A 24,382-nucleotide genomic window follows, 5' to 3' on the forward strand; every position below is an offset into this window, starting at 1 on the left:
GGCAAACAATGAAAAGGTTGAGAAAATTAATTATATATACACTATTATTAATAGGTACAATCGTTATGATTGCCCCGTTTGCTTGGATGCTTGTAACTTCTTTTAAACTTCCATCTGAAGTAAATTCATGGCCTCCCAAGTGGACAACAAAGTCGTTCTTAAGTCAAAGAGAAGTTAAAGTTATACCATCAACAGGAACAACATCTTCAGTTAAAGGTTTGAGCTTAAGAGAAGCTTTGACCTTTGTTTCAAAGAAAACACATGGACTTGTCCTTTTGGTAAACGATGATCCATTTTACCGTGGCAAATTGACCATACGACTGAAAGGCAAAACCTATGCGAAGATAGATCCAACTAACTTCTATAATTTTATCAACTCAATAAAACAGCCTACACAGTTTCTCGTAACTGATGATGAGAAAAATAATCCAGAACTTTACTTTGAAAAAGTATTGCTAAATTACGTTAGTGGTTCTACACCAGTTTTTAAGAGAGATATTTTCATAGATAGCCTTACAAGTTCTATAGAAACTTTACTCGACGGAATAGATACAATTCAAACTTTTGGCATAGAAAGAATTCAAAACGAAAATGAAAAAAGTCAATTTATCGCCTTTTTGGATAACAAAGTTGTTGAGTTACAAGAATTAAAAACAAAAATTCAAAAATTTAAGTCGGGTGAAAGTTTAATATTGAGTATACGTGAACTGGAAGAAATACACAAATTGTTGACAAATTACAATTTGCTTTACAGCGGTTCCAACGAAGTTTCTGATAATTACAACAGTGCGATTGCTAATAGCATTTATAAGAATTTTGAGGAAATTGACTTCTTTTTGAAAATTTATAGTTACTTTGTCAGTGTCCAGAAATTTTTTGTTGACAGAGATATTGTGGCAAAGCCCATGAGTGATCGAGAGAGGATAAACTTATTGATTGAGAGAACAAAAGATCTTAAAGACCACGAATTAATCAAAAAGATTATATCGAAAAATGGTATGGATAACCTTCTCGATGAATTTGCAAAGGTAATTGATGAGAATGTTCAAAAGATGCATGGTATTAGTAGTAATGACTTAACAACCTTAAAATCGCTCATCAATGCAATAGTAAACGTGGGGTTTGAGAATAATTTAAATGTAGAGGATGAACTAAAAGTATCTTTTAAAAAATTCATGGAAAAATTGGAATCAGTTGTTGGATTCAACCTTACATACACTTCAGCAAAATCTAAATTGGATGCGTTTTCTCAAGAATACAAAAGTTCAGACGAATTGTTTAAAACTATCGCTCTAAATATACTCGAACTTCAATCCCTTAGAATGATTTACGAGAATACAAAATATGCATGGAAGCTAATTGATGCTCCAAAGTTTGTAAGTGCAGTACTTGTTAAAGAAGGAAAAAATATTGAAATTGTGATGGAAGATGTTAGTCCTGTATACTTTATGGACGATGGCATAAATAAAGTTCAGGTCAGTTTTTCTACGATGGACATTTTAAAAAATGTGTTTCAAAACTATGCCCTTGCTTGGAATTCTGCACCATTTGGTAGATATTATTTCAATACGGTCTTTATATCCGTGGTGACGACAATTCTTGAGGTAATAATCTCAGCAATGGCGGCATATGCCTTTTCTTGGATGAATTTTCCAGGAAAAAGTATTTTGTTCAGTGTTTTTCTTGCTACAATGATGGTACCTGGTGAAGTTTTGCTCGTTCCTAACTTTATTACCATCACAAAATTCGGATGGATAGATACGTATTATGCTCTGATAATTCCATGGGTCGTAAGTGTATTTTCAATTTTCTTGATGAGACAACATTTTATGAGTTTGCCAAGCGAGTTGTTTGACGCAGCAAAAATCGATGGCTGCTCTCATTGGAGGTACTTGTGGCAAATTGTTGTACCGTTGAGTAAGCCTGTCGTAATAACAAGTGCCCTTTTAAAGTTCGTTGGTAGCTGGAATTCGTTCCTTTGGGTGTTGATAGTCACCAACAGCCCAAAATACCGGACTCTAACTGTTGGACTATCGACGTTTAGTTCAGAAGTTGGAACACTTTACAATATGTTAATGGCAGCAGCAACCTTCAGTATATTACCTGTTGTGATCATTTTCCTCTTTACACAAAAGTATTTTGTTAGAGGAATTGCAAGAACAGGACTTAAATAGTGCAACTTTTAAAGATAATAACATACGATCTTTATCATGTGCCCATATTTGGGCACTGTTTTTTCTTTCACTGCTTCACTAAATAACTAGAAAGTGTTAATATAAAATTGCACAAAATATTCCAACAAGCTTGTGGAGGTGATTATCATAGAAAAAAGTAACACCAGGGAACGTACTCTCAAGCTCTCTGTAATAGAAGGTGCACTTTACACAATAGCGTTTAATGCTACACAAGGATTCGTATATTCAACGTTAGCTCTTTATTATGATTTTGATCCTGTGGTGCTTTCTATTGTTGCTGTGCTTCCATCAACTTCACAAATGATTCAGCTTTTTACACCAATGGTTTATCGATTAGTACCATCCAAAAAGTACGCAATATTCTGGACCTCTTTAATTGCAAGATCTGTGTTTGTGATCATACCTTTGGCGTTGATTATGAACATCAAATCTCACATAATTGTTGTAATACCATTTATAGTTTTCAACATATTGAACAATGTTGTTGGAAATTTATGGACATCTGCAATGAAAAATATTGTACCGGAAGAAAGAAGAAACACTTACTTTGGCTTTCGAAACACGGTTGCCACCTTCGCAGGTTTAAGTGCTTGGATTTTGTATTCATTAATTTTGCAAAACATGGATAGAAAGATTGGTTTAATAGTGATCTACTCAGTTTCTTCATTTGTATTTATTCTTACCGCTTATTTTCTATATCTGCATGATATTCCAGATACAAGAGTCATTGACTACAGTATAACAACGGTTTTTCAATCTCTGAAAAATCGAAAGTTTTTGAATTTCCTTATCTTTGTATTCATTTGGAATTTCGCAATTCAGTTCGCTGGTCCATTTTTTAGCTATTTCGAAGTATCTTATCTTAAAGTTCCTTACTCGTATCTTGGTATTTTGAACATAATTAATTCCCTATTGTCAATGCTTATGTACACATTCTATGGCAAATTATCGTCAAAAATTGGTGATAAAAACATGATCAGATATGGTATAACCATCGCTCTTGCTATACCTTTGCTGTATTCTTTAATGACGCCGAGAAACTACAGATTTCTACTCCTATTAGATGTAATGATTGCAGCTTTAGCTTGGAGTGCAATAAATTTATCTTACTTCACTTTACTTTTAAAAATAATAGACGAACCCAGTGAAATATACATATCGATGCATGCAACGATAGCAGGATTGGCATCTTTAATAGCCTCTTACACGGGTGGAAAAACGCTAAGCTTGATAAAAAATTTTCAATTTTCAGTCCTCTCCGGTTACAACGTGTTATTTTTAATAGCATTTTTCTTGAGAATTTTTACACTCTACTATTTTACTAAGCTTGACATCGGAGAAAAACATAAGAGTATGAGATTCATAGAAATCGCTCAAGTTATCATAACAAGAAGATATTAGGTTCTCCAGTTTCTCTTCTTAAATCAACTAATGGTAAGGGAGTGAAAGAATTGTACTTAACAATCGGTGTATTTGATGGAGTTCACAAAGGTCATGCTAAAATTTTATCAAGATTAAGTCAGTTGGCAGAATTAACCGGAAAGAAAGTTAAAATATACACGATACTTTACCCTATGGAATATTATGCTGGTCAGTTTGATGGATTAATAACCTCTGTTGAAGACAGGATAGAATTACTCTCTATCTACGGTGAAACGGAAATCCTTGAGTTACCAAAGATAAAGGATTTATCACCGCAGGAATTTTTTGAAAGCATAGTTAAAACTTCTAACAAGATAGATGGAATAATTGTTGGTCACGATTTTCGCTTTGGAAAGCATGGAAGCGGTGATACAGAACTCTTAAAAAAACTATGTGATGAACAAGGTGTCTATATTGAAATCGTTGAACCTGCTGTAATCGATGGGATAAGGGTTAGTAGTAGTTATATACGAAAACTTCTGAAAGATGGAAATGTAAGCAAGGCCAAGCAATTCTTAGGGAGAAATTACTCAGTACATGGTACTGTTTATAAAGATAAGCAAATAGGTAGAAAACTTGGGTTCCCAACTGCAAATGTGAAAAGATCCAATCATTTTCTTTTGGACCCAAAACCTGGTGTTTATGTTGTAAAAGTTTATGTCCCAGAACAGTTTTTCGGATTGATGAATGTCGGGTATAGACCAACTATAGAGAAGACAAAAAAGATAAAATACGAAGTATATATACTCGATTTCAATAAAGACCTTTACGGTAAGGAAATACGGGTAGAATTTTTGGAATTCTTAAGACCAGAAATTGAATTTTCGAGTATTAGTGAGTTAATCAACCAAATGAATGAAGATGTCAAAAATGCTATGGAGGTTATAGATCGATATGAAAGAGACTGATTGTAGCGATGTTAACAAGCAAGCTATCATGATAATTAAATCATTTCCACGAATCCACTCACAAAAAGATCCATTCAAAGTACTTATAGCTACTATTTTGAGTCAAAGAAGCAAGGATGAAAACACAGAAGTTGCTGCGAAGCAACTTTTTGAAAAATACAAAGATATGTCCGAAATAGCCAAAGCCAATCCAGAAGATTTGTATGATCTAATAAAGCCAGCAGGTTTATACAAGGAAAAAGCACAAAGGATTGTACTTGTCGCAAACATACTGCTGCAAAAATACAAAGGAAAGGTTCCGGATAGTTTTGAAGAGCTTATTAAGCTACCAGGTGTAGGTAGAAAGACAGCTAATATAGTCCTTTATGTTAGTTTTGACAAAGAAGCTTTAGCTGTTGATACACATGTACACAGAATTTCCAACAGAATTGGCTGGGTAGAGACAAAAACACCTGAGCAAACCGAAGACGAATTAAAAAAAATTTTGGCCCCATCTTTGTGGGGACCTATCAACGGTTCAATGGTTGAATTTGGGAAAAAAGTATGCAAACCTGTTTCTCCAAAGTGTGAAAAATGTTTCTTAACTGATTGTTGTCGATACTTTAAATCATCCAAACTGAGCAATAATATTACTTCTTTGAAGAAAAAGCTTGTGCCATGAAACTTCCTTGAGCTGATAGCTTTGAAAGTGCGCTTTCAAGATTCGAATATTTTTGCCAGAGCATCTGTTCCTTTTTTTCCAAATAATCCATCATTGTGACCATTCGCTTTGATAAGATCCTTTTTTCACGTTCGAGCCGACCTGATACACCAGCAACAATATCGATTTCTCCATTGAATTTTGTAAGTTGATAGCTGTAATCCTTTAATTGTAGCGCTAATCCTTTTTCACCGTCTACTTTTCCAAAGAAATTCCAAACAGCATCTGAACCGTTATCCTCGATGAACTTTCTTAGTTTGTCTTTATCTAAAGTTATTTTTCCTTTCATTGTATTCATGAATCCTCTTCCAGCATCTCCAGATTCTATTCCAAGTTGTGCAAGCAGCTTACCATCTATGCTTTGTGTTAAAAAACCTCTGAATTTATCAAATATCCTTCTCAGGAAAGAATCGCCTTTTAAAAGCCCTTGAAGCTTCTCTTCTTCACTCATTTGATCTTCTTTTTTACCTGTAACTTTGTTTTCAGTTAGCTTCTTGTACAAAAAATCCGTAAGTTCATTCCACTTATCAACAAATTCCTGAACTTTGTCAACAATTTTTTCCTTATCAACAGAAACAGTTACAATACTGCTTCCTGTGGAAGAAAGTTCAAGTGACAAACCACTGTAGCTTATTGTATTTGATTTTGATTCGATAAGCTCAGTATAACCGTTAATTGTGATGTTAACCTTAGCAGTTTGTCCTATTGTAAAAGTTCCATTCGAAAGTCCGATTGCAGTCAACAAATCGCTATCTCCAGAAATATTTATCAAATTATCACCAGTCGTTTTACTCGTTATCACAAGCCTACCTGATTTATCTTCGTAAAATGCTCTTAAGTCAGTTACTGTATTATTTATCTTCGAAATTACATTGGCTAACGTATCTGTTGATTTAAGTGTTATATTTTTTCCATTTATATTCAGCGATTTATCATCTGTTATTCCAAAATTTGCAAGTGTTTTGAATTGTGAATAAGCACCGATGTTTCCTGAACTTTCTAATACATAATTAGCTCCTATTTGTTTTAACGAGGAATCGTTTAACCTAAAAAGGAATGTAAAGTTTCCACTAACATTGGAGATTTGAAAAGCTTTATTTGAATTTATGTTCAATTTTCCTGTAGTTGCATCAAACGTTACTGTTACACTTGCACCAAGCGAAGAAAATGCACTTTGCAAGTTATTCACAACATCATTTATTGTATCGTTTGTATTAACATTTATAGTAGTTTCATTTGTACCTACTTTTATCTTCACAGTAGAATTTACAGGTGGGTACCTTGTATCTATTTCCGCTATGGTGCTTGACAAGTTGAAGTTCTTAGCTAACTTTTCTCCTGTGAAGGTGCTGTTTGTTGCAAGGGAGAGAACTTCTACATTGTATGTTCCTTCCTGTGCAACGGCACTTGCCTTTGCAGTTAATATATTAGAAGAAGACACAGCGTTTTTCGGTATAAGGTTTGCTTGGAGGGAGAAATTACTAAGATAATTATAAAAATCACGAATCTTATCTGAGACTTTTTGATAAGCCTTTTGTAGGTTATTGTATTGAAGATACTTATCATTCAAACGTTTTAGAGGTATTGCCTCGACTTCGATGAGTTTTTCTATTATAGATTGTGTGTCAAGTCCACTAACTGCACCACCTATTTGCATTCTCGAAGGTGACTGATAACGATAATTAATGTTGTTAGCAATTCCTGAAAGGTCCATTTTTCACACCCTCTCGTCCATCAGAACCCCCAACAGTTCCTGTATGTTTTTAGCCAGCTTTACGGCCAATTCCGGGGGAATCTGTCTGATAACCTCCCCTGTTTCAGGGTCTTTAATTTTTATAACTACCATGTTCGTTTCTCTATCTATTTTGAATTCCGCCTCTCCTCTAAATAATTTCTTCAGCTTTTCAAAGTTTTCCTTAAATATGTCAATTTCTTCTTCAACTTTTTTCTCCGTCTTCCTAAAATTCTGAATAACATTGGAATTTTGGAATGTTTCTTGATTTGTCTTTTCGAGACTTTCAGCTTCCTTTTTCCCCGGCGATGTTACTATAAGTTCATTACCAACAGCTTTAATCCCTTTTACACTGTCCATACTACTCCCTCCAAGTTTGAGAGTATAATATCCCTTATTTATTATCGGTGTCTTTTCCCATTTCTTTAATAGAATCTAATAATTTTCCGATTTTTACAGTTGCTTCAATACCTTTGTCTTCTTTGAAACGCAATTCGGGTGCTATGTACATTCGTATATTTTTTGCCACGTATGTTCTAAAATATCCTTTTTTTCCCTCAAGGTAAGCAACAATTTCTGTTCTTTTCTTATCATCGCCAAAAACACTCACGTAAATATCGGCGTATCTTTTATCCTTGGAAACTTCTACTCTTGAAATTGTGATCAAAGACCTTATTGGTTCTATGTATGGATCTTTCATTTCCATTAAAGCTTCCGCTAGTACTTTTCTCAATTCTGACTCCAACATCTTAAGTTTGTACTCTTGTTTCATCTTCAACACCTCCAAATACTATATCTTTCGATTTAGACAAAATTTGTTTCATTTCTTTATACATGGTTTCAAGTCTTGACGGTTTTATTCCAAGCACGTTGAAAATCAAAGGATCAAGATATGGTTCACCGTAAGATAAAGAAGTTTCGGGTAACAATATGTTTGAAAATACGTTTGCTAAATGCACAATACAAATCATTTCAATATAAGGTGAATTAGGATTAAGCGACGGCTTTTCGTGCAGTCCTGCAACGGTAACATATTCTTCGGGAAATTTCCAATGTCGTAGTAATTCCTCACCAATCTCCATATGGTTTTCAAAATTATTTTCGTATTCTATTATAAACATCGGTCTTTCCATTTTCTTGCTAACGTTTGCAAGTTCAAATATATAAGCGGGAAGGATAAGATCCAAAGCAAGTTTACCAACATCATGCATCATCCCAGCTAAAAAGACTTCTTCACGATTCATGAATCCTACATCTTTTGCAATTTGTTCTGAAAATATAGCCGTTGCCATAAAATGTGACCAGAGTCTGTCGTGATCAATAAAAGTTGTTTTCGAATGGAGAGCGGAATAAGTAAAAACACTTAACGCCAGATTTCTAACAGTTTTAAAACCAACTATCACAACTGCTTCACTTAATTTCGTTATCTTTCTTGGCAGGCCATAATATGCTGAGTTAACCAGTTTTAGTATTTTCGTCGAGAGTCCAACGTCCATTGAGATTACCTTTTCAAGTTCCTTTGCACTCGTGTTCGGGTTAGATGCAGTAGATATAATTTGTTGAACAACAATATCTGGTGTGGGAATCTCTGTAATGGAAGAGATTAGTTCTCTAATCATAAATTTCACAGCCTCTTTATTTATTCTTTTGGAAGAATTACAATAAATTTAGTATATTTGCCAAGTTCAGAGTATACTTCTATTTTTCCACCATGCAATTCAACAATTTCTTTTACAATAGAAAGACCCAAGCCTGTTCCTGGCACAGAATACGTTAACTCATTATCCACCCTGTAAAATTTTTCAAAGATCTTATCAAGTTTATCTGGAGGAATGCCTATACCATTGTCTTCGACTATTATTCTCACATTGTTAAGTTCATCACTTACCTGTATGTTGACGTATTTTTCCGTTTTTGATGGATCTGAGAATTTTATCGCATTGGTTAGCAAATTTACAAATATTTGTTCTACACGCCTTTTGTCACAATTAATTGTGGTGTCTTGACAATCATATTTTATCTCTACGCCTTTGTCTTCTGCCATCTTAGAAACCGTTGTCATAGCATCAACAATAATTTCGCATATTTTAAATGGTTCTTTAAATATCTTCATCGTATGTGATTCAAGTTGTGAAAAATCAAGAAGATCGTTTAGCAACTCTTCAAGACGCAATGATTGACCGTAAACAATATTTAAGAAATCTTGTATTTCTTCCTGTGACATTGGCATGTTCAGTATAGTTTCAACGTAAGCTTTAATGGCTGCAAGGGGTGTTCTTAATTCGTGAGATATATTTGCAATAAAGTTTGTCTTTATTTTATCAACTTCTTTTAATTTCTGGACTTCCTTTTCAGATGTGACGTTTCTTACATTCACCAGTATCTTTCGTTCACCAAGTAGCTCCACTTCTTTTGTGGATATACTGAAGAAAAGATTGCTTTCCTCGATTTCAAAGAAACTCTCCTGCATATTGATATGATTTAAAATCATATCAAGAACCTTAGGCAATTTCTCTATTGTTTCCCTTGCCTTGTTGTTAATAAACTCCAATTCATTTACGTTGTTCAAAATCAATATTCCATCGTTTGAAAGGTTTATGATGCTTTCAAAATATTCCCTTGCTCTATCAACAAAATCCAGCAACCTAAGGTTTTCTAAGGTTATTCCTGATAAGTACGCAAGAAGTTGAACGTAATCTATAATTTCAGCAGTTGGCTCGTTGTTTGTTTTGATAACAATTGTGGCAAGTGACTTTCGTGCTTTAAAGATGGGAATTAGACCAATGTATCCATTTTCAAGTGGCAAGAAAGTTGGATACAATCGCTCCTCTACCCAATGGATATAGTCAGAAAAAAGTTCGTTTTCAATGTACTCACCTGAAGGTTCACAATAAATTACTTCTTCTGAACGTAACACATTCAGCACATTTATTTCTATAACTTTTCGTAATATACCTGAGAATGCTGAGTAAAGCGTTTCTTCATTCGTGACCTTTGATATCTCAAGCATGTACTTTGAAAGAAGTTGTTGAATTTCCATTTTAACACTTCCTTTTTAATCCCTTTTGCTCTTACATTTTTTCAGGTGCGCTGATACCAAGTAATTTTAATCCTTCGGAAAGTACTATTTTCACTCCGAGTGCAAGATTGAGCCTTGCATTGGTTAACTCAGGGTTTTCAGGATCGACAACCTTGTACTCTGCATAAAACTTATGAAAGGCAGAGGATAACTGCTCAAGGTAATCTGTAAGATAATGTGGAGATAACTTATCTCTAACTCGTTCAAGCACATCATCAAAGGATGAAATGAGTTTTATAATTCTCATTTCACTCGGATTTTCCAGAAGTTCGATATTGTCTAATAATGTGAATTTTATTCCTTTATTTCTGGCATTTTCAAATAAACTTGATATTCTTGCGTGTGCGTATTGTACATAATAAACAGGATTTTCGTTAGTTTGTGATTTGGCAAGCTCAAGATCAAAATTAAGATGTGTATTAACATCTACCATTGCAAAAAAATAGCGTGTTGCATCTTTGCCCACTTCATCTAATAATTCATCCACCGTTACAAATTCTCCAGCACGTGTACTCATTTTAACAACTTCGTTTCCACGTTTCAATGTTACAAACTGATGTAATACAAATATTACAAAATCATCAGGTATTTCCAATGCCTTTATTGCTGCTTCCATGCGTGGTAAATGTCCATGATGATCACTTCCAAATATGTCAATTGCAACATCATATCCCCGTTTGTATTTTTTGTAATGGTATGCTATGTCAGTCAAAAAGTACGTATAGCTTCCATCACTTTTTACAAGTACTTTATCACTTTCGTTGACAAAATCGGAAACTCTGAACCAAATAGCTCCGTCTTGCTCGTAGATCAATCCCTTACTATCAAGTATGTCGAGAACTTCCTTAACACTTCCATCGTCTATTAAGCTCTTTTCACTGTAGACATTATCGAATTTTGCACCTATTTTTTCTAAGGTTGTTTCAAACATCTTTGTAATATTTTCAAGCGCGTATTTTCTAAAAATCTCTTCTACTTCTTCGTTCCAAACACCCTCAAATTCCTCACCATGTTCTTTCAGAACGGTCTTTGCTATGTCTATTACGTACTCACCACGGTACCCATCTTCTGGAATTTGTTCTTCGTGACCTAGCAATTGCTGATAACGCACCCAGACAGATTTAGCTAACAATTTTATTTGTCTACCAGCATCGTTTAAATACATTTCCTTAGTCGTATCATATCCGATATAACTTAGTATGTTTCCAAGCACGTCTCCGATAACTATTTGCCTTCCATGTCCTACTGTCAACGGACCTGTTGGATTAGCGCTACCATATTCAAGTAACACCTTACCTTTATTTTTGAACTTCCAAATCTCCTTTGGGTTTCTTAAAAATGCATCAAGAAAGTCTCGATAAAAAGTTTTGGATACCCTAAAATTTATGAACCCAGGGCCTGCTACTGTAATTTCTTCAAACATTGGATGCCCTGTAAGTCTTTCTGAGAAAAACTTTGCAACATCTCTTGGAGACTTCTTAAAGTACCTTGAACCAACAAGCGCAACGTTTGTTGAGAAATCACCAAATTGCTCCTCGGGAATTTCAACAACAAAATCATATTCATATCCTGTTTCCATCAAAAAGCTTCTTAAAAGGCTCTCTATTTCTCTTCTAATCATGCCAACAAGACCTCCATACGTTGTTTATATTTCATTATTGAGTTTTTCAACAATAACATTCCATATCTTGTCTAATCCTTCCTTAGTGTTAGAAGAACATGGAATAATAACGTCAACACCATACTGTGAAAGGATTTTTTTGAAATATTCTATTTGTTTTGTTTTTTCTGAAGATGCCAATTTATCAACTTTTGTCAGTACTACAACAGGTTTTAAACCAACAATCTGTACCCATTCGAGCAATTGTTCATCTAATTCCATAAGCTCATGCCTTGAATCTATGAGGGTAAAAAGACTTTTCATATTCCATGAACGCTCGTTAAAATATCTTTCGATTATCTTTCGCCAAGCTTCTCTGTCTGCTTTAGAGGTTCGCGCATAACCATATCCAGGCAAATCGACAAAATAGAAGCTGTTGTTTATCAAAAAATAATTTAGAGTCCTTGTTTTTCCGGGGTTCTTACTAACAAAGGCAACTTTTTTCCCAACAAGTGCATTTAGAAGACTTGACTTACCAACGTTTGAACGACCAACAAACGCAAATTCCCCTTTTAAAGGAGGTGGAAACTTATCATCGGTCTTGGCTATCACTTTTTCGAGCACGACGTTTTCTATCTTTATCGGACTTCGCATCTAAAGCCACCTCCAAGACGTCTTCTATGGATTCTACAAAAATGAAATTCATTTTTTCTTTTACTTCCTTTGGAACCTTCTCAAGATCAGCGTCATTTTTCTTTGGTAATATGACATTGTATATGCCTTTCCTGTATGCAGCAATGACTTTTTCCTTTATTCCACCAACCGGTAATACTCTACCTCTTAGTGTTATTTCACCGGTCATCGCTACGTCATTTCTTACAGGTATGTCTTTTACAACTGATATCAAAGCAGTGGTTATGGTTATACCTGCACTGGGACCATCTTTTGGAACAGCTCCTTCTGGCACATGTACGTGTATGTCATTTTTCGAAAATTTTTCAGCATAACTATCACCAACCAGTTTTCTTACGAGGCTGAGTGCTATTCTTACTGATTCTTTCATAACATCACCGAGTTGACCGGTGATTATTAAACTACCATTTCCTGGTATTAGTGAAGACTCTATGTAAAGCGTTGTTCCACCATTTGGTGTCCAGGCCAAACCCGTAGCCACGCCAACCATTGGTTTTTCTATTTTGTCTTCTTCCTTTATCTTACCTGCACCAAGATATTCTCTAACTTTTTCCGCTGTAATGACTACAGTCTTTCCAGATTTTACAAACTCTAAGGTTGCTTTTCTTACAACACTTCTCAATTCTCTCTCAAGCTCACGTACACCAGGTTCCATAGTATACTCATTTATAATCTTTTTTATAGCGTTGTCTTTAAATGTAAATATCTTTTCTTTTTGATCGACAAACTCGGAAGCTATTTTAGGTATAATGTAGTTCTTGGCTATGTGGAACTTTTCAACATCCGTATAACTTGATATATCAATTACTTCCATTCTATCACGTAATGCTGGTGGAATTGTGTACAAAACATTTGCAGTTGTAATAAACAATACTTCTGACAGATCGAAAGGTAATTCTATGTAATGGTCCACAAATTCTTTGTTTTGTTCTGGATCCAAGACCTCAAGTAAAGCAGAAGCAGGATCACCTTGAAAACTTATCCCCATTTTATCTATTTCATCAAGCAAAATGACAGGATTCTTAACGCCTAATTTTCTTACAAGTTGAATTATTCTACCCGGTAATGCACCAACGTACGTACGCCTGTGACCCCTTATTTCTGCTTCATCTCTTAAGCCACCGAGTGACATCCTGCCGAATTTCCTATTCATCGCTCTTGCTATAGACCTTGCAAGCGATGTTTTACCAACTCCTGGTGGGCCTACAAAACACACTATCGGTGCTTTGGCTTTATCAGACAATTTTCTTGTTGCAAGATACTCGAGAATCCTCCTTTTTGGCTCTTCCAAACCATAGTGATCTTCTTCAAGAACTTTCTCTGCGAATTGTATATCTTCTGTATCCTCTGTCTTTTCATACCAAGGTAGGTTCAATATCCAATCTAAGTACGTTCTTACAACCGTTGCCTCTGGTGCATATGGTGACATTTTTTCAAGACGGTTTAACTCAGCGTGTGCTTTCTCTCTAACAAAGTCTGGATAATTCCCTTTGCTGATTTTTTCTTTTATCTCTTTTATTTCAACATCCTCTTCTCCACCAAGCTCGTCACGTATAACCCTTAATTTTTCCCTTAAATAATATTCTCTTTGTGTTTTCTCTATTCGTTCTTTAACTTTTTGATCAAGTTGTTGTTCAATTTCAAGTAATTCAGTTTCACGAGCAAGTATGTCAAGAATCTTTTCAAGTCTTGAAGCTGGATGCACTACCTCAAGTAGTTCTTGCTTTTCTTCAATTGAACCAGGACACAAAGAAGCAGCTATATCAGCAAACACATCTGGATTGTCTACGTCTTCAAGCAACATTAATGTTTCTGGAGGAATCTTACGCGAGTATTGAACGTATTTGTGTAATTCTTCTTTGACCATTCTCATTAAGGCGATCAATCTTTTAGACTTTCCATATCGTGCTCTTAAAATCTCGATTTCAAACTTGAAAAACTTTTCTCCAACATTCTTAATCCATTTTGCGCGTGTTATTCCTTCGACGAGAACCTTAAAAGTTTCATCCGGCAATTTCCCAATTTGTATGATTCTCACAATTGTACCTATTTTGTAAAGATCCTTTTCCGTCGGATTTTCTATAGCTGGATCTTTTTGATTAACGACAAATAAAAGTTGATTTGTTTTTTCCATAGCTTCTTCAAGAGCCATAAGTGATATTTCGCGACCAACGTAAAATGGTACAACTGTATTTGGAAATATAACCATATTACTTCTCATTGCTATAGCAGGCAATTCATTCGGGATAGAGATCTTCTCTTCCCTACTTTTTCTAGCCTCTTTTTCTAACCGTGAGAATTTTTTCTTAGGCACATTTTCATTATTTGCCAACTATATACACCTCCTGATGATATTTATTCGGTCTTCAGAGGTTATCAATGTTAATCTTCGACGTTTTTCATCAACGTGTTCAAATCGTATATTGATCGTATCATCATTAAAAAATTCCACTATTAATTCTCCCCATTCGATTATAAATATTCCATCTCGGCTTTCAAGTTCGCCTCCGAGTACAAAGAAAGCCTCTTCAATTCCATTCAATCTGTAAGCATCTATGTGAAAAATTTTCTTCGTGCAATTATAAACATTCATTAAAGTAAATGTCGGGCTTGTCACAATTGAAGAACAGCAACCCAGTCCCTTAACAAATCCTCTAACGAAAGTAGTCTTACCAGAACCAATCTCTCCAGATAACAAAAGTATATCACCTTCATTTAAGCAATTTGCCAACTTTTCACCTAAACCTACTACTTCATCTTCGGTCAAGAGCCCCAATTCAATGAACGGTTTACTGCTTGTTTCCACCTTTCAAATTCCTCCTTGCGATTTTCCTTTGGAGTAAATATTCTATCTATTTGCCTTATCTCTTTCAGCTTACTTTTATTAACCCATCCCATTGCAATGGCTGCCAAACTGGCTGCCCCAAGAGCTGTTGTTTCCCTGTTTACTGGTCTCTCAACCACATTTTGAACGGTATCAGATAATATTTGCATAATAAGGTTATTTTTTGATACTCCTCCATCCACTTTCAGGGTTCTAATACTTATCTTACTTTCTTTTTCCATCAATGTAACAAGCTGTCCAACGGAGAATGCAATTCCCTCAAAAGCAGCATAGATTACATGTCTTTTATCAGTCCCTGGAGTTAAACCAACGATGAGACCACGAGCAAATGGATCCCAATAAGGTGCTCCAAGTCCAGTTAAAGCGGGTACAAAATATATTCCTCCGTTGTTTCCAACTTGGAGTGCCAATTCCGTTAGTTCTGAACTATCCTTCGCAAAACCTAAATTCTTTATAAGGTAGTTAACCAGGGTTCCAGTTGTAAAAACGCTGCCTTCGATTGCATAGATAATTTCAGCACCTATCTTCCAACCTACAGTGCTAAGTAAATTATGTTGCGATTCAATAATCTTTTCCCCAGTGTTCATAAGGATAAAACTACCAGTCCCGAGTGTACACTTAACGTCGCCTGTCTCAAACGCAGTCTGACCAAAAAGTGCTGATTGCTGGTCACCTACAAGAGCCGCAACAGGTATACCGTCTTGTGTTTCACCAATGTATTGTGCAGTATCAACCACTTCTGGTAAGAAATCTCGTTCAACACCAAAGAGTTGTAAAAGTTCGTCGTCCCAATCAAGTGTGTGTATGTTAAAAAGCATAGTTCTTGATGCGTTTGAAACATCTGTAACATGTTTACCTGTCAATTTCCATGCGAGGAAAGAATCTATTGTACCAAATCGCAACGTGCCGTTTTGTGCTGATTTTTTTACATCGTCAACATTATTCAATAACCATTCTATTTTTGTTGCGGAAAAATATGGATCAACTACAAGTCCCGTTTTTTCCCTTATAGCTCTCCCAAATTCCTTCCTTAGTTCACTTGATCTTTCCGATGTTCTTCTACATTGCCATACGATGGCGTTGTAAAGAATTCTTTTTTCCTTCTCATCCCAGGCTACAACTGTTTCTCTTTGGTTTGTGATACCGATGACACGAATCTGGCCACCTTTCGCCTGTGCAACTCTCTTACACTCTTCAATTACTTCCGTCACTGTTTGCCAAATTTCTTCTGGATTATGTTCCACCCAACCTTCCTTCGGATATATCTGTCTGAATTCTCGTCTGGCTTCGTGTATAATACTGAAATTTTCGTTAAAAAGAATAGCCCTCGTACTTGTTGTCCCTTGGTCTAGTCCTATATACACTCTTATCACCCCGGTTTATTTAAATAACTTAGAGATAATGTTTAGCACCACCGTTAAGATCACACTTAACAAAATCATAGATGTTATAGGTATAATGAGTACAAAATTCTTCTTTCTTATCACAATATCACCTGGCAACCATTTTAAATCACTCATCTTCGATATCAGAAACATCGTCAATCCCATTATAATAATCATCGCTCCGACCATGATCAATAACTTTCCAATTTCCTGCATTTTCTCCCCCCTTAAAATAGGAAAATGGTAATGCAACCATTTCCCCATCGTCTGTTTGGAGAGTGACTCTTGAAAGAAACACATTTACAGTTATCACCTTAGCAATCTTGCCATCATAATAAATCGTTGACCCTTCGTCTGGAATGTTCTCTAACATTTCTATGTAAAAGTCGTGTTCGTACATAAGACAACACAGCAGCCTACCACACGGTCCTGTTATCTTAGATGTGTTGATCATCATTTGTTGTCTTTTGGCATGTTTCAATGTTATACTGTCAAATTCTCTTAAGAAATACGAACAACAACTTTTCAATCCACACAGTCCCAGTCCTCTTATGAATTTCATCTCATCTCTTACACCTACTTGTCTAAGTTCAATCCGCGTTCTAAATTCCTTAGCTATATCTTTTACAAGTTCCCTGAAATCAACACGTGTCTTGGAACTAAAGTAAATGACAAGCTTGCTTCTATCAAAAATATATTTAGATTGCAGTATTTTCATTGGAAGTCCATGTTTTTTTACCAAATCTATTGTTATTTCCCTTGCACTTTTTGCGATTTGTTGATTTTCTTCAATTATCCTAAGATCTTCCTCTGTTGCCCTACGCATTATTTGTTTTATCTCATAATCTACATCGTCTATACTTATATCTTTCGGCCCAAGCAATATTTTACCGTAATCCACTCCAAATTCGCTTAAAACAATAGCGTAATCTCCGTACTTAAATTCTTCTCCATTGTCACCATAGTAGACTATCTTACCCATTGGCATTAATTCTACACCATACACCGTTGCTTGAAAACTCATAGGTTATCACCTCTTAGTCCAAGAAGAAGTACGTGGTAAGTTAATTGATAATTAAAATTGGCGAGTTTACTTTTTTGAATTTCATCGCAAATCTTTAAGTATTTTAATTTCTCTCCTTTAGATAAGTCATTCTTTTGAAAAATGTACCAGCTAATAACTTTACTGAATATCTTGAGAAATTTAAAATTGTTTATCTTAGATAATTTCCCTGTGAATTTCAAGAACTCATCGAAAGGAAGTGCTTGATACTTATCAACTAACGATTTCAATGTTAACGACGCACTAAGTTCATCTATTTCGTCGTTCTGTAAATCATCCTCGCTTAAAACAACATAGTCGCCGTTCTTAATTCTTTCAAGGTAGTCAAAATTCCAAAAGACAATATGTTTCTCAAAATCACTTAAATCATTCGACAAAGCTGGAAATTTAACATTTATCTTTTGAACCCTGCTCTTTATCGTTGGTAGTAAAGAAGCATAGCGAGAAGTCACAAGAATAATAATTCCATATTCAGGAGGTTCTTCAAGAGTTTTGAGAAATGCGTTTGCTGCTTCTTGTGTCATTTTGTCTGCCTCGAGTATTACAACTGTTTTTTTATCGTTTGCTGACCTGAAATCAAGAAAATCTATAACTTCTCTGATGTCGTCTATGCCTATGTTGCTATCAGGCTCGATAATCAAGTTGTTTTCCAAATCTCCACAAATGAACTTCTTTAAAATATGCTTACCATAACTTTTGTTGTGCACAACCAAGCAGTAGCTTTTTCCAGTCTCAAATTCTATGTTCTTTTCATCCAAACCTTCAAAACACCTCCCCAAAAATACATACCTTTTGCATCGTTTGTAAATTAATTATACCACAATATCTTTTATTATGCATGTTGAATATATTTAATTACAGGGTATAATTGTTGGTGAAGTATTTGTGGAGTTTACTGGGAGGAAGATATTGATGGTGATAAGGAATATAATATTCGACCTTGGTAGAGTATTAATTGATTGGAGACCATACGAATATATGGTAAAAGAATTCGGTAGCGAAGTAGCTATTTTTTTGTGGAAAAATGTTTTTGATACGGTTGAGTGGAATCTTATGGACAAAGGTGAAATTACAGAAGAACAACTTTGGAATATGTTCAAAGAAAAGTTTCCAGAGTACAAAGAATACATAGAGAAAATGAGCTTGAAGGTACCAGAACTTTTAACGCCAATTTCTGAAAATGTAGAACTACTTATGCCACTTAAGAGAATGGGTTATCAATTATACGTACTCTCTAACTTTAGCAGAGGAAACTTTAATTATGTGTACAAAAAATTCGAGTTTTTCAAAATATTCGACGGTATGATAATATCTGGATTTGTTAAACAGATTAAACCTGAGGTAGAGATTTATCAGACATTGATATTTAATTTCAACCTAAATCCATTTGAGTCTTTATTTATAGATGATAAAGAGGAAAACATAAAAACAGCTAAATTCTTTGGTTTCAACGTTATACACCTCCCTGATCATTCTTTGCTCAAGGAACGCTTGGAAAATATCCTTGGTAAGAAAATAAATTATACTCACAATGAGTTTACTGAATTGATCTATGAGTAAATTTAGCAAAGGAATACTTGAGATTAGTTTAGAGGATGTAAAAATAAAAGTGAAAGTCATAAAGCAAAAGAGGAACTCTTATAAGATTAAAGTTAGCAATGAAAAAATGTTGTTGTTGATTGTACCACCAAATGCAAAGTCAGGTGACATCATAAATGTGTTGCGTATATGTAGTAACTGGATAAAACAATCTTTTGAAAAGTTACAGAGTCAAGAAAAGATCTTTTTTGACAGGTTATTGAATAATAGTTTGAAAGTTTCCTATCTTGGTGAAGAAATCAACGTACGAATCTCTGAACAGATAAGTTGTCCATTTGTTTTCACAGAGAAAAGTATACTATTACACAAGCGTTATTTAAACAATGCAAAGAAAATAATTACATATTGCCTAAGAAAAAGGGCAGAGGAATACCTTTCAAGACGTACAGCAGAACTTTCGAAACAAACGGGTTTGTTGTACAAAAAGGTCGTGGTAAAAAATACTAAAAGTAGATGGGGAAGCTGCTCTCGCAGGGGAATTATTTCGCTAAATTGGAGACTTATAATGGCACCTACTAATGTAATAGATTATGTAATAGTTCACGAATTAGCTCATACTATTCAAATGAATCACAGTGAAAATTTTTGGAGAATCGTTGAGTTTTACAAACCAGATTGGAAAGAAAGTAAAATGTGGTTGAAGAGAAATGCCGAAAAGTTGTTTTCTCTTTAGCTTGAAGTGGTATTATAAATAAACATGGTCAGCTTTTGAAGCTGACCGTTTTTGGCAGTTTCTTGATAACCTTTTTGCGACTATTTTTGCCTGTAAGAAGTTAAATATTTTTCTCTAAGTAGCTTGGCATGTTCTTGGGGTATTATTTTCGGGTTTCCCGCCTTTAACGATTCCACGTAGATTTGAGCAGTTTTTTCAGCAACTTGTGTGGCTACAAATGCTTCCTGAAGGTTTTCTCCTACACACACAAGTCCATGATTTTGCAAAAACACACAATTATTTTTCCCTAGTGCTTTTGTAGCATTTTTTGCTAACTCCCACGTACCTGGTAGTGCATAATCTGAGACTTTCAAACACTCGCCAAGTATCATTACACCATCTTCAACTAAAGGAGGTATTTCATTAGTAATCAAAGAAACTATCGTTGAATAAACCGGGTGAGTATGGATAATTGCTCGTACATCTTCACGGCTTTTGTATATTTGTATATGTAATGCTAATTCAGAAGACGGGTTCAAATTTCCGTAAAACTTTTCGCCATTTAAATCCACCACGACTATTTCTTCGGGTTTTAAAATATCGTAAGGATAACCAGAAGGTGTGATATAAATGAGTTCATCGTATCTCAAGCTTATATTTCCCCAAGTACCTTTTGTAAAACCAGCATCAGTAATCAACTTAGCATATTTGACAATTTCTCCTGCGAGCTTATAAGAAAATTCAAACATCTCATATCCTCCTGTTTGTATCTAACTTAATCTTTTAAAACGCCAAAAAATAGATTTTGTTATTTTCTAAACACTCCATCACTTGTTTCAACATCCATCAACTTAGGTACTATACCATATTTTATTTTGTATTTTTCAGCAACTTTTTCAAATGTACTTTTAAAATCATCCTTTGCAAGAACTATTACACTACCACCGAAGCCTGCACCAACTATTCTGGCACCAAGTACATTTGGATAATTTTCGAGCTGGTTTATTATGAAGTCAATTTCTTCGCAGGAAACTTCGTAATTTTCTTTTAGACTGTAATGCGACTCGTACAGATACTTACCAACCAAAGGTAGATTATCAGTTTCCAAAGCAGATAAAGTTTTTAATACTCTTTCATTTTCAGTTACAACATGTAATGCACGTTTTCTTAAAACAGGATCTAATATCTTGTCGATATCCTCACGAGTAACCTCTCTAAAGCTTTTCCTTCCGAGTGATTCAAGTGCAAGTTCGCATTCTCTCCTTCGTTTATTATACTCGGATACACCTAACTCATGTTTTATACCAGAATCGATTAAATACAACTTCGTACTATCAAGGTGAAATGGAATGTATTTGTATTCTCTGGTCATTGTGTCTATGAATAATGCGTGATTTTCTTTAGACAAAGCAACAGCATACTGGTCCATTATGCCGCATCGTACGCCTACAAATTCAACTTCACATTCATGGGCAATCATTGCAAGTTCTTCTCTTGGTATTTCATAACCCATGATCTGAGAAATTGCATAACCTGTTCCAACTTCGAGAGCGGCTGAACTTGACAAACCAGCTCCCATTGGTAAATCAGAATCAATCTTTAAACTGAAAGGTTCTACTTCGTATCCGTGTTCTCTCAATTTCACAATCATACCTATAACATAATCAGCCCAAGAGTTTGTTTTTTCCGGTTGTAGAAACTCAATACCTCTTTTAGTTTGTTCCGAAAACAACTTGAATTTTTTCGATGATTCAATTTCGATTCTGATGTACCTTTTTATTGCAAATGGTAATATGAATCCATCGTTGTAATCAGTGTGCTCTCCTATTAAATTTGCTCTTCCTGGAGAATAAACTATAACCTTCTCGTTCATACAACAACCTCCACATTTCTTAATTCCTTTGCCGCTTCTTCAGGTACCTTAGGATTTATGAAAGCCCAGGTTCCTGTTTCTACACTTGCCATCCATTTTATCTTGTCTTTGTCCCTCTTAACTGGGTTAAACTCTATATGAAAATGGAATGCATGATTGTACCTTACATCGTTGACTGGTGCTTGGAAAAGCATCATCATGTACGGAAACGCTTGTTGAAAAAGCAGATCATATTTCATTGTAACAACTTTTAGGGTTTTTGCCAAGAGGTGTCTTTCCTCGTTTTCAAACTCGACAATTGTACTTACGTGTCTTTTTGGGTACACATGCACTTCGTAAGGCCACCTTGCGTAAAACGGTACTAAGGCGATAAAACTTTCATTCTCATATATGATTCGCTCTTTTAATCTTAGCTCTTGCTCAACTACATCACAAATCCCACATCGACCGTTATTATCAAAATACTCAGAAAGCGCATTAATTTTCACATCTATTCTCTTTGGTAAAAACGGGAAGGCATACAGTTGACCATGTGGATGTGGTAAAGTGGCACCAACTTCCCTACCACGATTTTCAAAGATATATACGTACTTTATAGATGGATACTGCGACAAATCTACATATCTGTCGATCCACATATTGATTAGTTTTTCTATTTGATGAACTGGCATAAGGCTCATCGCACTGTCGTGCTCAATTGTGTAAACTACCACTTCGCATTGTCCATTTGACTTTTCTTTTTTGAAGATCTCGCTTAAAGATTTCACATCTGGGGCAGATAGTTTCATAGAAGGAAATTTGTTGTCAAAAGATGCAAGGTCATAAATATCCGAAAATTCATCACCACCAGGACATAAAGGACAAGTATTTACTGGATTCGTTGGTCTTGACTGTGTATACGCAGAAACAAGTACCCATTCATTAGTGAGTATATTCCATCTTCTTTCCATCATTTTTCCTCACCTTCCAACTTTATTTTGCTTTCGGTGTAGTAATTGAACGTTCTACCATCTTCTCTTTTCTCAACATTTTTAACAAGACCTACTCCCTTTTTATCAAGAAAAACATCGAACTTTGCTTGTTTCAAGTCTTTAATTATTAACTTGTCACATCCATTAATTGCACAACTTGTTATTCTGTATTCACCATCCAATATACCTTCCACTTTAAAAAACCTTTTTCCAAACTTTCTATATTCCAAAATAAAATCCCAAAGCTTTTTGTCTATTTCTAATGATAAGTTATCGCTCTGAATTATCATATTATCAAGCAGTAAAGATACATACGCATACAGCTCTCTATGACAATCGTTAAGTTGTGTATTTTCTTTTCTTAACATCAAACAATCTGGATCATTCCACCAAAGAACATTGTTCATAAAAGCTCTTGTGAGTACATTTCTAAGTGCATAATAAGCATTTGGATAACCTATATCTGGTCCGTTTGGATCCCAATGGGGTGCTGTGTCTGCACTTATACGCATACCATCAACGTAACCCACACTTGGCAACAACGGAGCACCACATCCAAGTACAAACGATTCACCAACGGCATGTCTTATAATAGACATTCCCATTCTGTAAGCCTCGACTGGAGTTACGTCTTTGTACCTCTTACCCTGAATTGCACCAGCGAAGAGAAAGTCAATTTTGAAATAGTCAAATCCTAGCTTTTTTAGCTTGTAAAACAGCTTACTTAACCACTCTGCAACGTCTGGATTTGTTGTATCAAGAGCGTATATTTTCTTGTTCCAATTTTCGTAAGCAACGACAGGATTGCCATCGCAATCTTTAACAACCCAATCTGGGTGTTGGTTGTAAAGCTTTGAAGTTTCCGCAACACTGAACGGTGCAAGCCATATACCGGGAGTATATCCATATTCTCTTATCTTGGTCGAAATTATTTCTAGACTTTCAAATTTATCGTTAACTTCCCAGTCACCAATATCTTTTTCCCAAGCATCATCTATTTGGAAAACATCGTAATTGTAATCTTTTGAAAATGACAAATTTGAACACAGTTTATCGTAATCAAAATCTAAGAAATATTGATACCAACTTGACCAACCAATTAAATTTTTTCGCTTATAGACAACTTTATTTTCCCTTGCTATCAAATCAGCATAGTGAGGTAAACCAATATCTGGGTTAGTAAAAAGAATAACAAAAGATTCCAATCTTGTCCAATCATCAAGAACTTTGCCAAAGTATTTTAACTTTACAACTATAGAATTTTCGTGTATTTCAAAATAAGGATGCCCGAATCTTGATTCAAGGGCACCTATTACGAAATTATCAGAGCAAATAAAATAATCGCTAATTAACCTTTCAAAATATACATCAGGCATAATCGAGGCACTGAATCCAAATTTCTGAATCAATTCGCTTGGAAAATCCAGTTTGAAATTTTTGTCTATTACTCTTGTGGGTCCCCAAGATTGCCAATTATTTATTAACAGCCTTTCCGGCTTTGGTAAGGAAAAAACTTCTAACTCATCAAGAACACCTTTTGCTTCGATAACAACCTTGTAACCAAGGTGAATCTTTTCCAGTTGGATTAACAGTTCACTACTATCAGATTTTCTGTAACCTGTTATTTTTTTCAGTTCTTGGCTATTTAGCGAAGATACAAACATC

At 35.1% G+C, this 24,382-nt stretch carries 23 protein-coding genes; 6 read left to right on the forward strand and 17 right to left on the reverse strand.

Annotated features, from left to right (window positions below; all coding sequences use genetic code 11):
- The first annotated feature begins 8 nt into the window (after positions 1-8).
- The 4 genes from N2Z58_01515 to nth all read left to right on the forward strand — a co-directional run bounded on the left by N2Z58_01515 (position 9) and on the right by nth (position 5,186).
- Positions 9-2,174, forward strand: coding sequence for an ABC transporter permease subunit (locus N2Z58_01515; protein MCX7653348.1), 2,166 nt, complete (start codon positions 9-11; stop codon positions 2,172-2,174).
- 138 nt (positions 2,175-2,312) lie between these two features.
- A complete protein-coding gene (locus tag N2Z58_01520; protein ID MCX7653349.1) occupies positions 2,313-3,596 on the forward strand; it encodes an MFS transporter in 1,284 nt (427 codons plus the stop codon).
- A gap of 41 nt (positions 3,597-3,637) precedes the next feature.
- Positions 3,638-4,525, forward strand: coding sequence for a bifunctional riboflavin kinase/FAD synthetase (locus N2Z58_01525; GenBank protein ID MCX7653350.1), 888 nt, complete (start codon positions 3,638-3,640; stop codon positions 4,523-4,525).
- A complete protein-coding gene (gene nth / locus N2Z58_01530; GenBank protein ID MCX7653351.1) occupies positions 4,512-5,186 on the forward strand; it encodes an endonuclease III in 675 nt (224 codons plus the stop codon). Before N2Z58_01525 ends, nth begins: the two co-directional genes overlap by 14 nt.
- Here the strand turns inward: nth and fliD are convergent.
- From fliD to N2Z58_01595, 13 genes are read right to left on the reverse strand one after another with little or no spacing between them, the layout of a single operon-like run.
- Positions 5,155-6,939 carry a flagellar filament capping protein FliD gene (gene fliD, locus N2Z58_01535; GenBank protein ID MCX7653352.1) on the reverse strand — a complete coding sequence of 595 codons (1,785 nt, stop codon included), beginning with the start codon at positions 6,937-6,939 and terminating at the stop codon, positions 5,155-5,157. The genes nth and fliD overlap by 32 nt on opposite strands.
- Positions 6,940-6,942: 3 nt before the next feature.
- Positions 6,943-7,317 carry a flagellar protein FlaG gene (locus tag N2Z58_01540; GenBank protein ID MCX7653353.1) on the reverse strand — a complete coding sequence of 125 codons (375 nt, stop codon included), beginning with the start codon at positions 7,315-7,317 and terminating at the stop codon, positions 6,943-6,945.
- A gap of 34 nt (positions 7,318-7,351) precedes the next feature.
- Positions 7,352-7,729: a 30S ribosome-binding factor RbfA gene (gene rbfA, locus N2Z58_01545; protein ID MCX7653354.1), complete on the reverse strand. Its 378-nt coding sequence runs from the start codon at positions 7,727-7,729 to the stop codon at positions 7,352-7,354.
- On the reverse strand, positions 7,707-8,576 hold the full coding sequence (locus tag N2Z58_01550; protein ID MCX7653355.1) for an HDOD domain-containing protein: 870 nt from the start codon (positions 8,574-8,576) through the stop codon (positions 7,707-7,709). The genes rbfA and N2Z58_01550 overlap by 23 nt, the downstream gene beginning before the upstream one ends.
- A gap of 20 nt (positions 8,577-8,596) precedes the next feature.
- Positions 8,597-9,997, reverse strand: a complete 1,401-nt coding sequence (locus N2Z58_01555; protein MCX7653356.1) for a HAMP domain-containing histidine kinase — start codon at positions 9,995-9,997, stop codon at positions 8,597-8,599.
- Between the two features lie 31 nt (positions 9,998-10,028).
- Positions 10,029-11,657 (reverse strand): arginine--tRNA ligase, encoded by a 1,629-nt coding sequence (argS, locus tag N2Z58_01560; GenBank protein ID MCX7653357.1) that lies wholly within the window; start codon positions 11,655-11,657, stop codon positions 10,029-10,031.
- Positions 11,658-11,681: 24 nt separating this feature from the next.
- Positions 11,682-12,290, reverse strand: coding sequence for a ribosome biogenesis GTP-binding protein YihA/YsxC (yihA, locus tag N2Z58_01565; GenBank protein ID MCX7653358.1), 609 nt, complete (start codon positions 12,288-12,290; stop codon positions 11,682-11,684).
- The gene (gene lon / locus N2Z58_01570; protein MCX7653359.1) at positions 12,229-14,661 is read right to left on the reverse strand and encodes an endopeptidase La; all 2,433 of its coding nucleotides are present in this window, start codon (positions 14,659-14,661) and stop codon (positions 12,229-12,231) included. Before lon ends, yihA begins: the two co-directional genes overlap by 62 nt.
- Positions 14,662-15,135 carry a tRNA (adenosine(37)-N6)-threonylcarbamoyltransferase complex ATPase subunit type 1 TsaE gene (gene tsaE / locus N2Z58_01575; GenBank protein ID MCX7653360.1) on the reverse strand — a complete coding sequence of 158 codons (474 nt, stop codon included), beginning with the start codon at positions 15,133-15,135 and terminating at the stop codon, positions 14,662-14,664.
- Entirely contained in the window at positions 15,093-16,538 is a 1,446-nt protein-coding gene (glpK, locus tag N2Z58_01580) for a glycerol kinase GlpK (protein ID MCX7653361.1), read from the reverse strand. The genes tsaE and glpK overlap by 43 nt, the downstream gene beginning before the upstream one ends.
- A gap of 15 nt (positions 16,539-16,553) precedes the next feature.
- A complete protein-coding gene (locus N2Z58_01585; GenBank protein ID MCX7653362.1) occupies positions 16,554-16,712 on the reverse strand; it encodes a DUF2905 domain-containing protein in 159 nt (52 codons plus the stop codon).
- Positions 16,687-17,583 (reverse strand): stage 0 sporulation family protein, encoded by an 897-nt coding sequence (locus N2Z58_01590; GenBank protein ID MCX7653363.1) that lies wholly within the window; start codon positions 17,581-17,583, stop codon positions 16,687-16,689. The genes N2Z58_01585 and N2Z58_01590 overlap by 26 nt, the downstream gene beginning before the upstream one ends.
- On the reverse strand, positions 17,580-18,380 hold the full coding sequence (locus N2Z58_01595) for a hypothetical protein (GenBank protein MCX7653364.1): 801 nt from the start codon (positions 18,378-18,380) through the stop codon (positions 17,580-17,582). The genes N2Z58_01590 and N2Z58_01595 overlap by 4 nt, the downstream gene beginning before the upstream one ends.
- A 157-nt stretch (positions 18,381-18,537) precedes the next feature.
- On the opposite strand from N2Z58_01595, the gene N2Z58_01600 reads away from it, so the two are divergent.
- Positions 18,538-19,182 (forward strand): HAD family phosphatase, encoded by a 645-nt coding sequence (locus N2Z58_01600; GenBank protein ID MCX7653365.1) that lies wholly within the window; start codon positions 18,538-18,540, stop codon positions 19,180-19,182.
- Complete coding sequence (locus tag N2Z58_01605) at positions 19,175-19,894, forward strand: M48 family metallopeptidase (GenBank protein ID MCX7653366.1); 720 nt, start codon at positions 19,175-19,177, stop codon at positions 19,892-19,894. Before N2Z58_01600 ends, N2Z58_01605 begins: the two co-directional genes overlap by 8 nt.
- 80 nt (positions 19,895-19,974) lie before the next feature.
- On the opposite strand, the gene N2Z58_01610 is transcribed toward N2Z58_01605, so the two are convergent.
- Genes N2Z58_01610 through N2Z58_01625 form a run of 4 tightly spaced genes read right to left on the reverse strand, consistent with a single transcriptional unit; the run spans position 19,975 to position 24,381 of the window.
- Positions 19,975-20,622 carry a class II aldolase/adducin family protein gene (locus N2Z58_01610; GenBank protein ID MCX7653367.1) on the reverse strand — a complete coding sequence of 216 codons (648 nt, stop codon included), beginning with the start codon at positions 20,620-20,622 and terminating at the stop codon, positions 19,975-19,977.
- A 59-nt stretch (positions 20,623-20,681) separates the two neighbouring features.
- Entirely contained in the window at positions 20,682-21,746 is a 1,065-nt protein-coding gene (locus tag N2Z58_01615; GenBank protein ID MCX7653368.1) for a galactokinase, read from the reverse strand.
- On the reverse strand, positions 21,743-22,699 hold the full coding sequence (gene galT / locus N2Z58_01620) for a galactose-1-phosphate uridylyltransferase (protein MCX7653369.1): 957 nt from the start codon (positions 22,697-22,699) through the stop codon (positions 21,743-21,745). The genes N2Z58_01615 and galT overlap by 4 nt, the downstream gene beginning before the upstream one ends.
- Positions 22,696-24,381: an alpha-galactosidase gene (locus N2Z58_01625; GenBank protein ID MCX7653370.1), complete on the reverse strand. Its 1,686-nt coding sequence runs from the start codon at positions 24,379-24,381 to the stop codon at positions 22,696-22,698. The genes galT and N2Z58_01625 overlap by 4 nt, the downstream gene beginning before the upstream one ends.
- Position 24,382 lies beyond the last annotated feature (1 nt).

Origin of the sequence: Fervidobacterium sp., from assembly GCA_026419195.1 — a bacterium.
Classification (GTDB): domain Bacteria; phylum Thermotogota; class Thermotogae; order Thermotogales; family Fervidobacteriaceae; genus Fervidobacterium.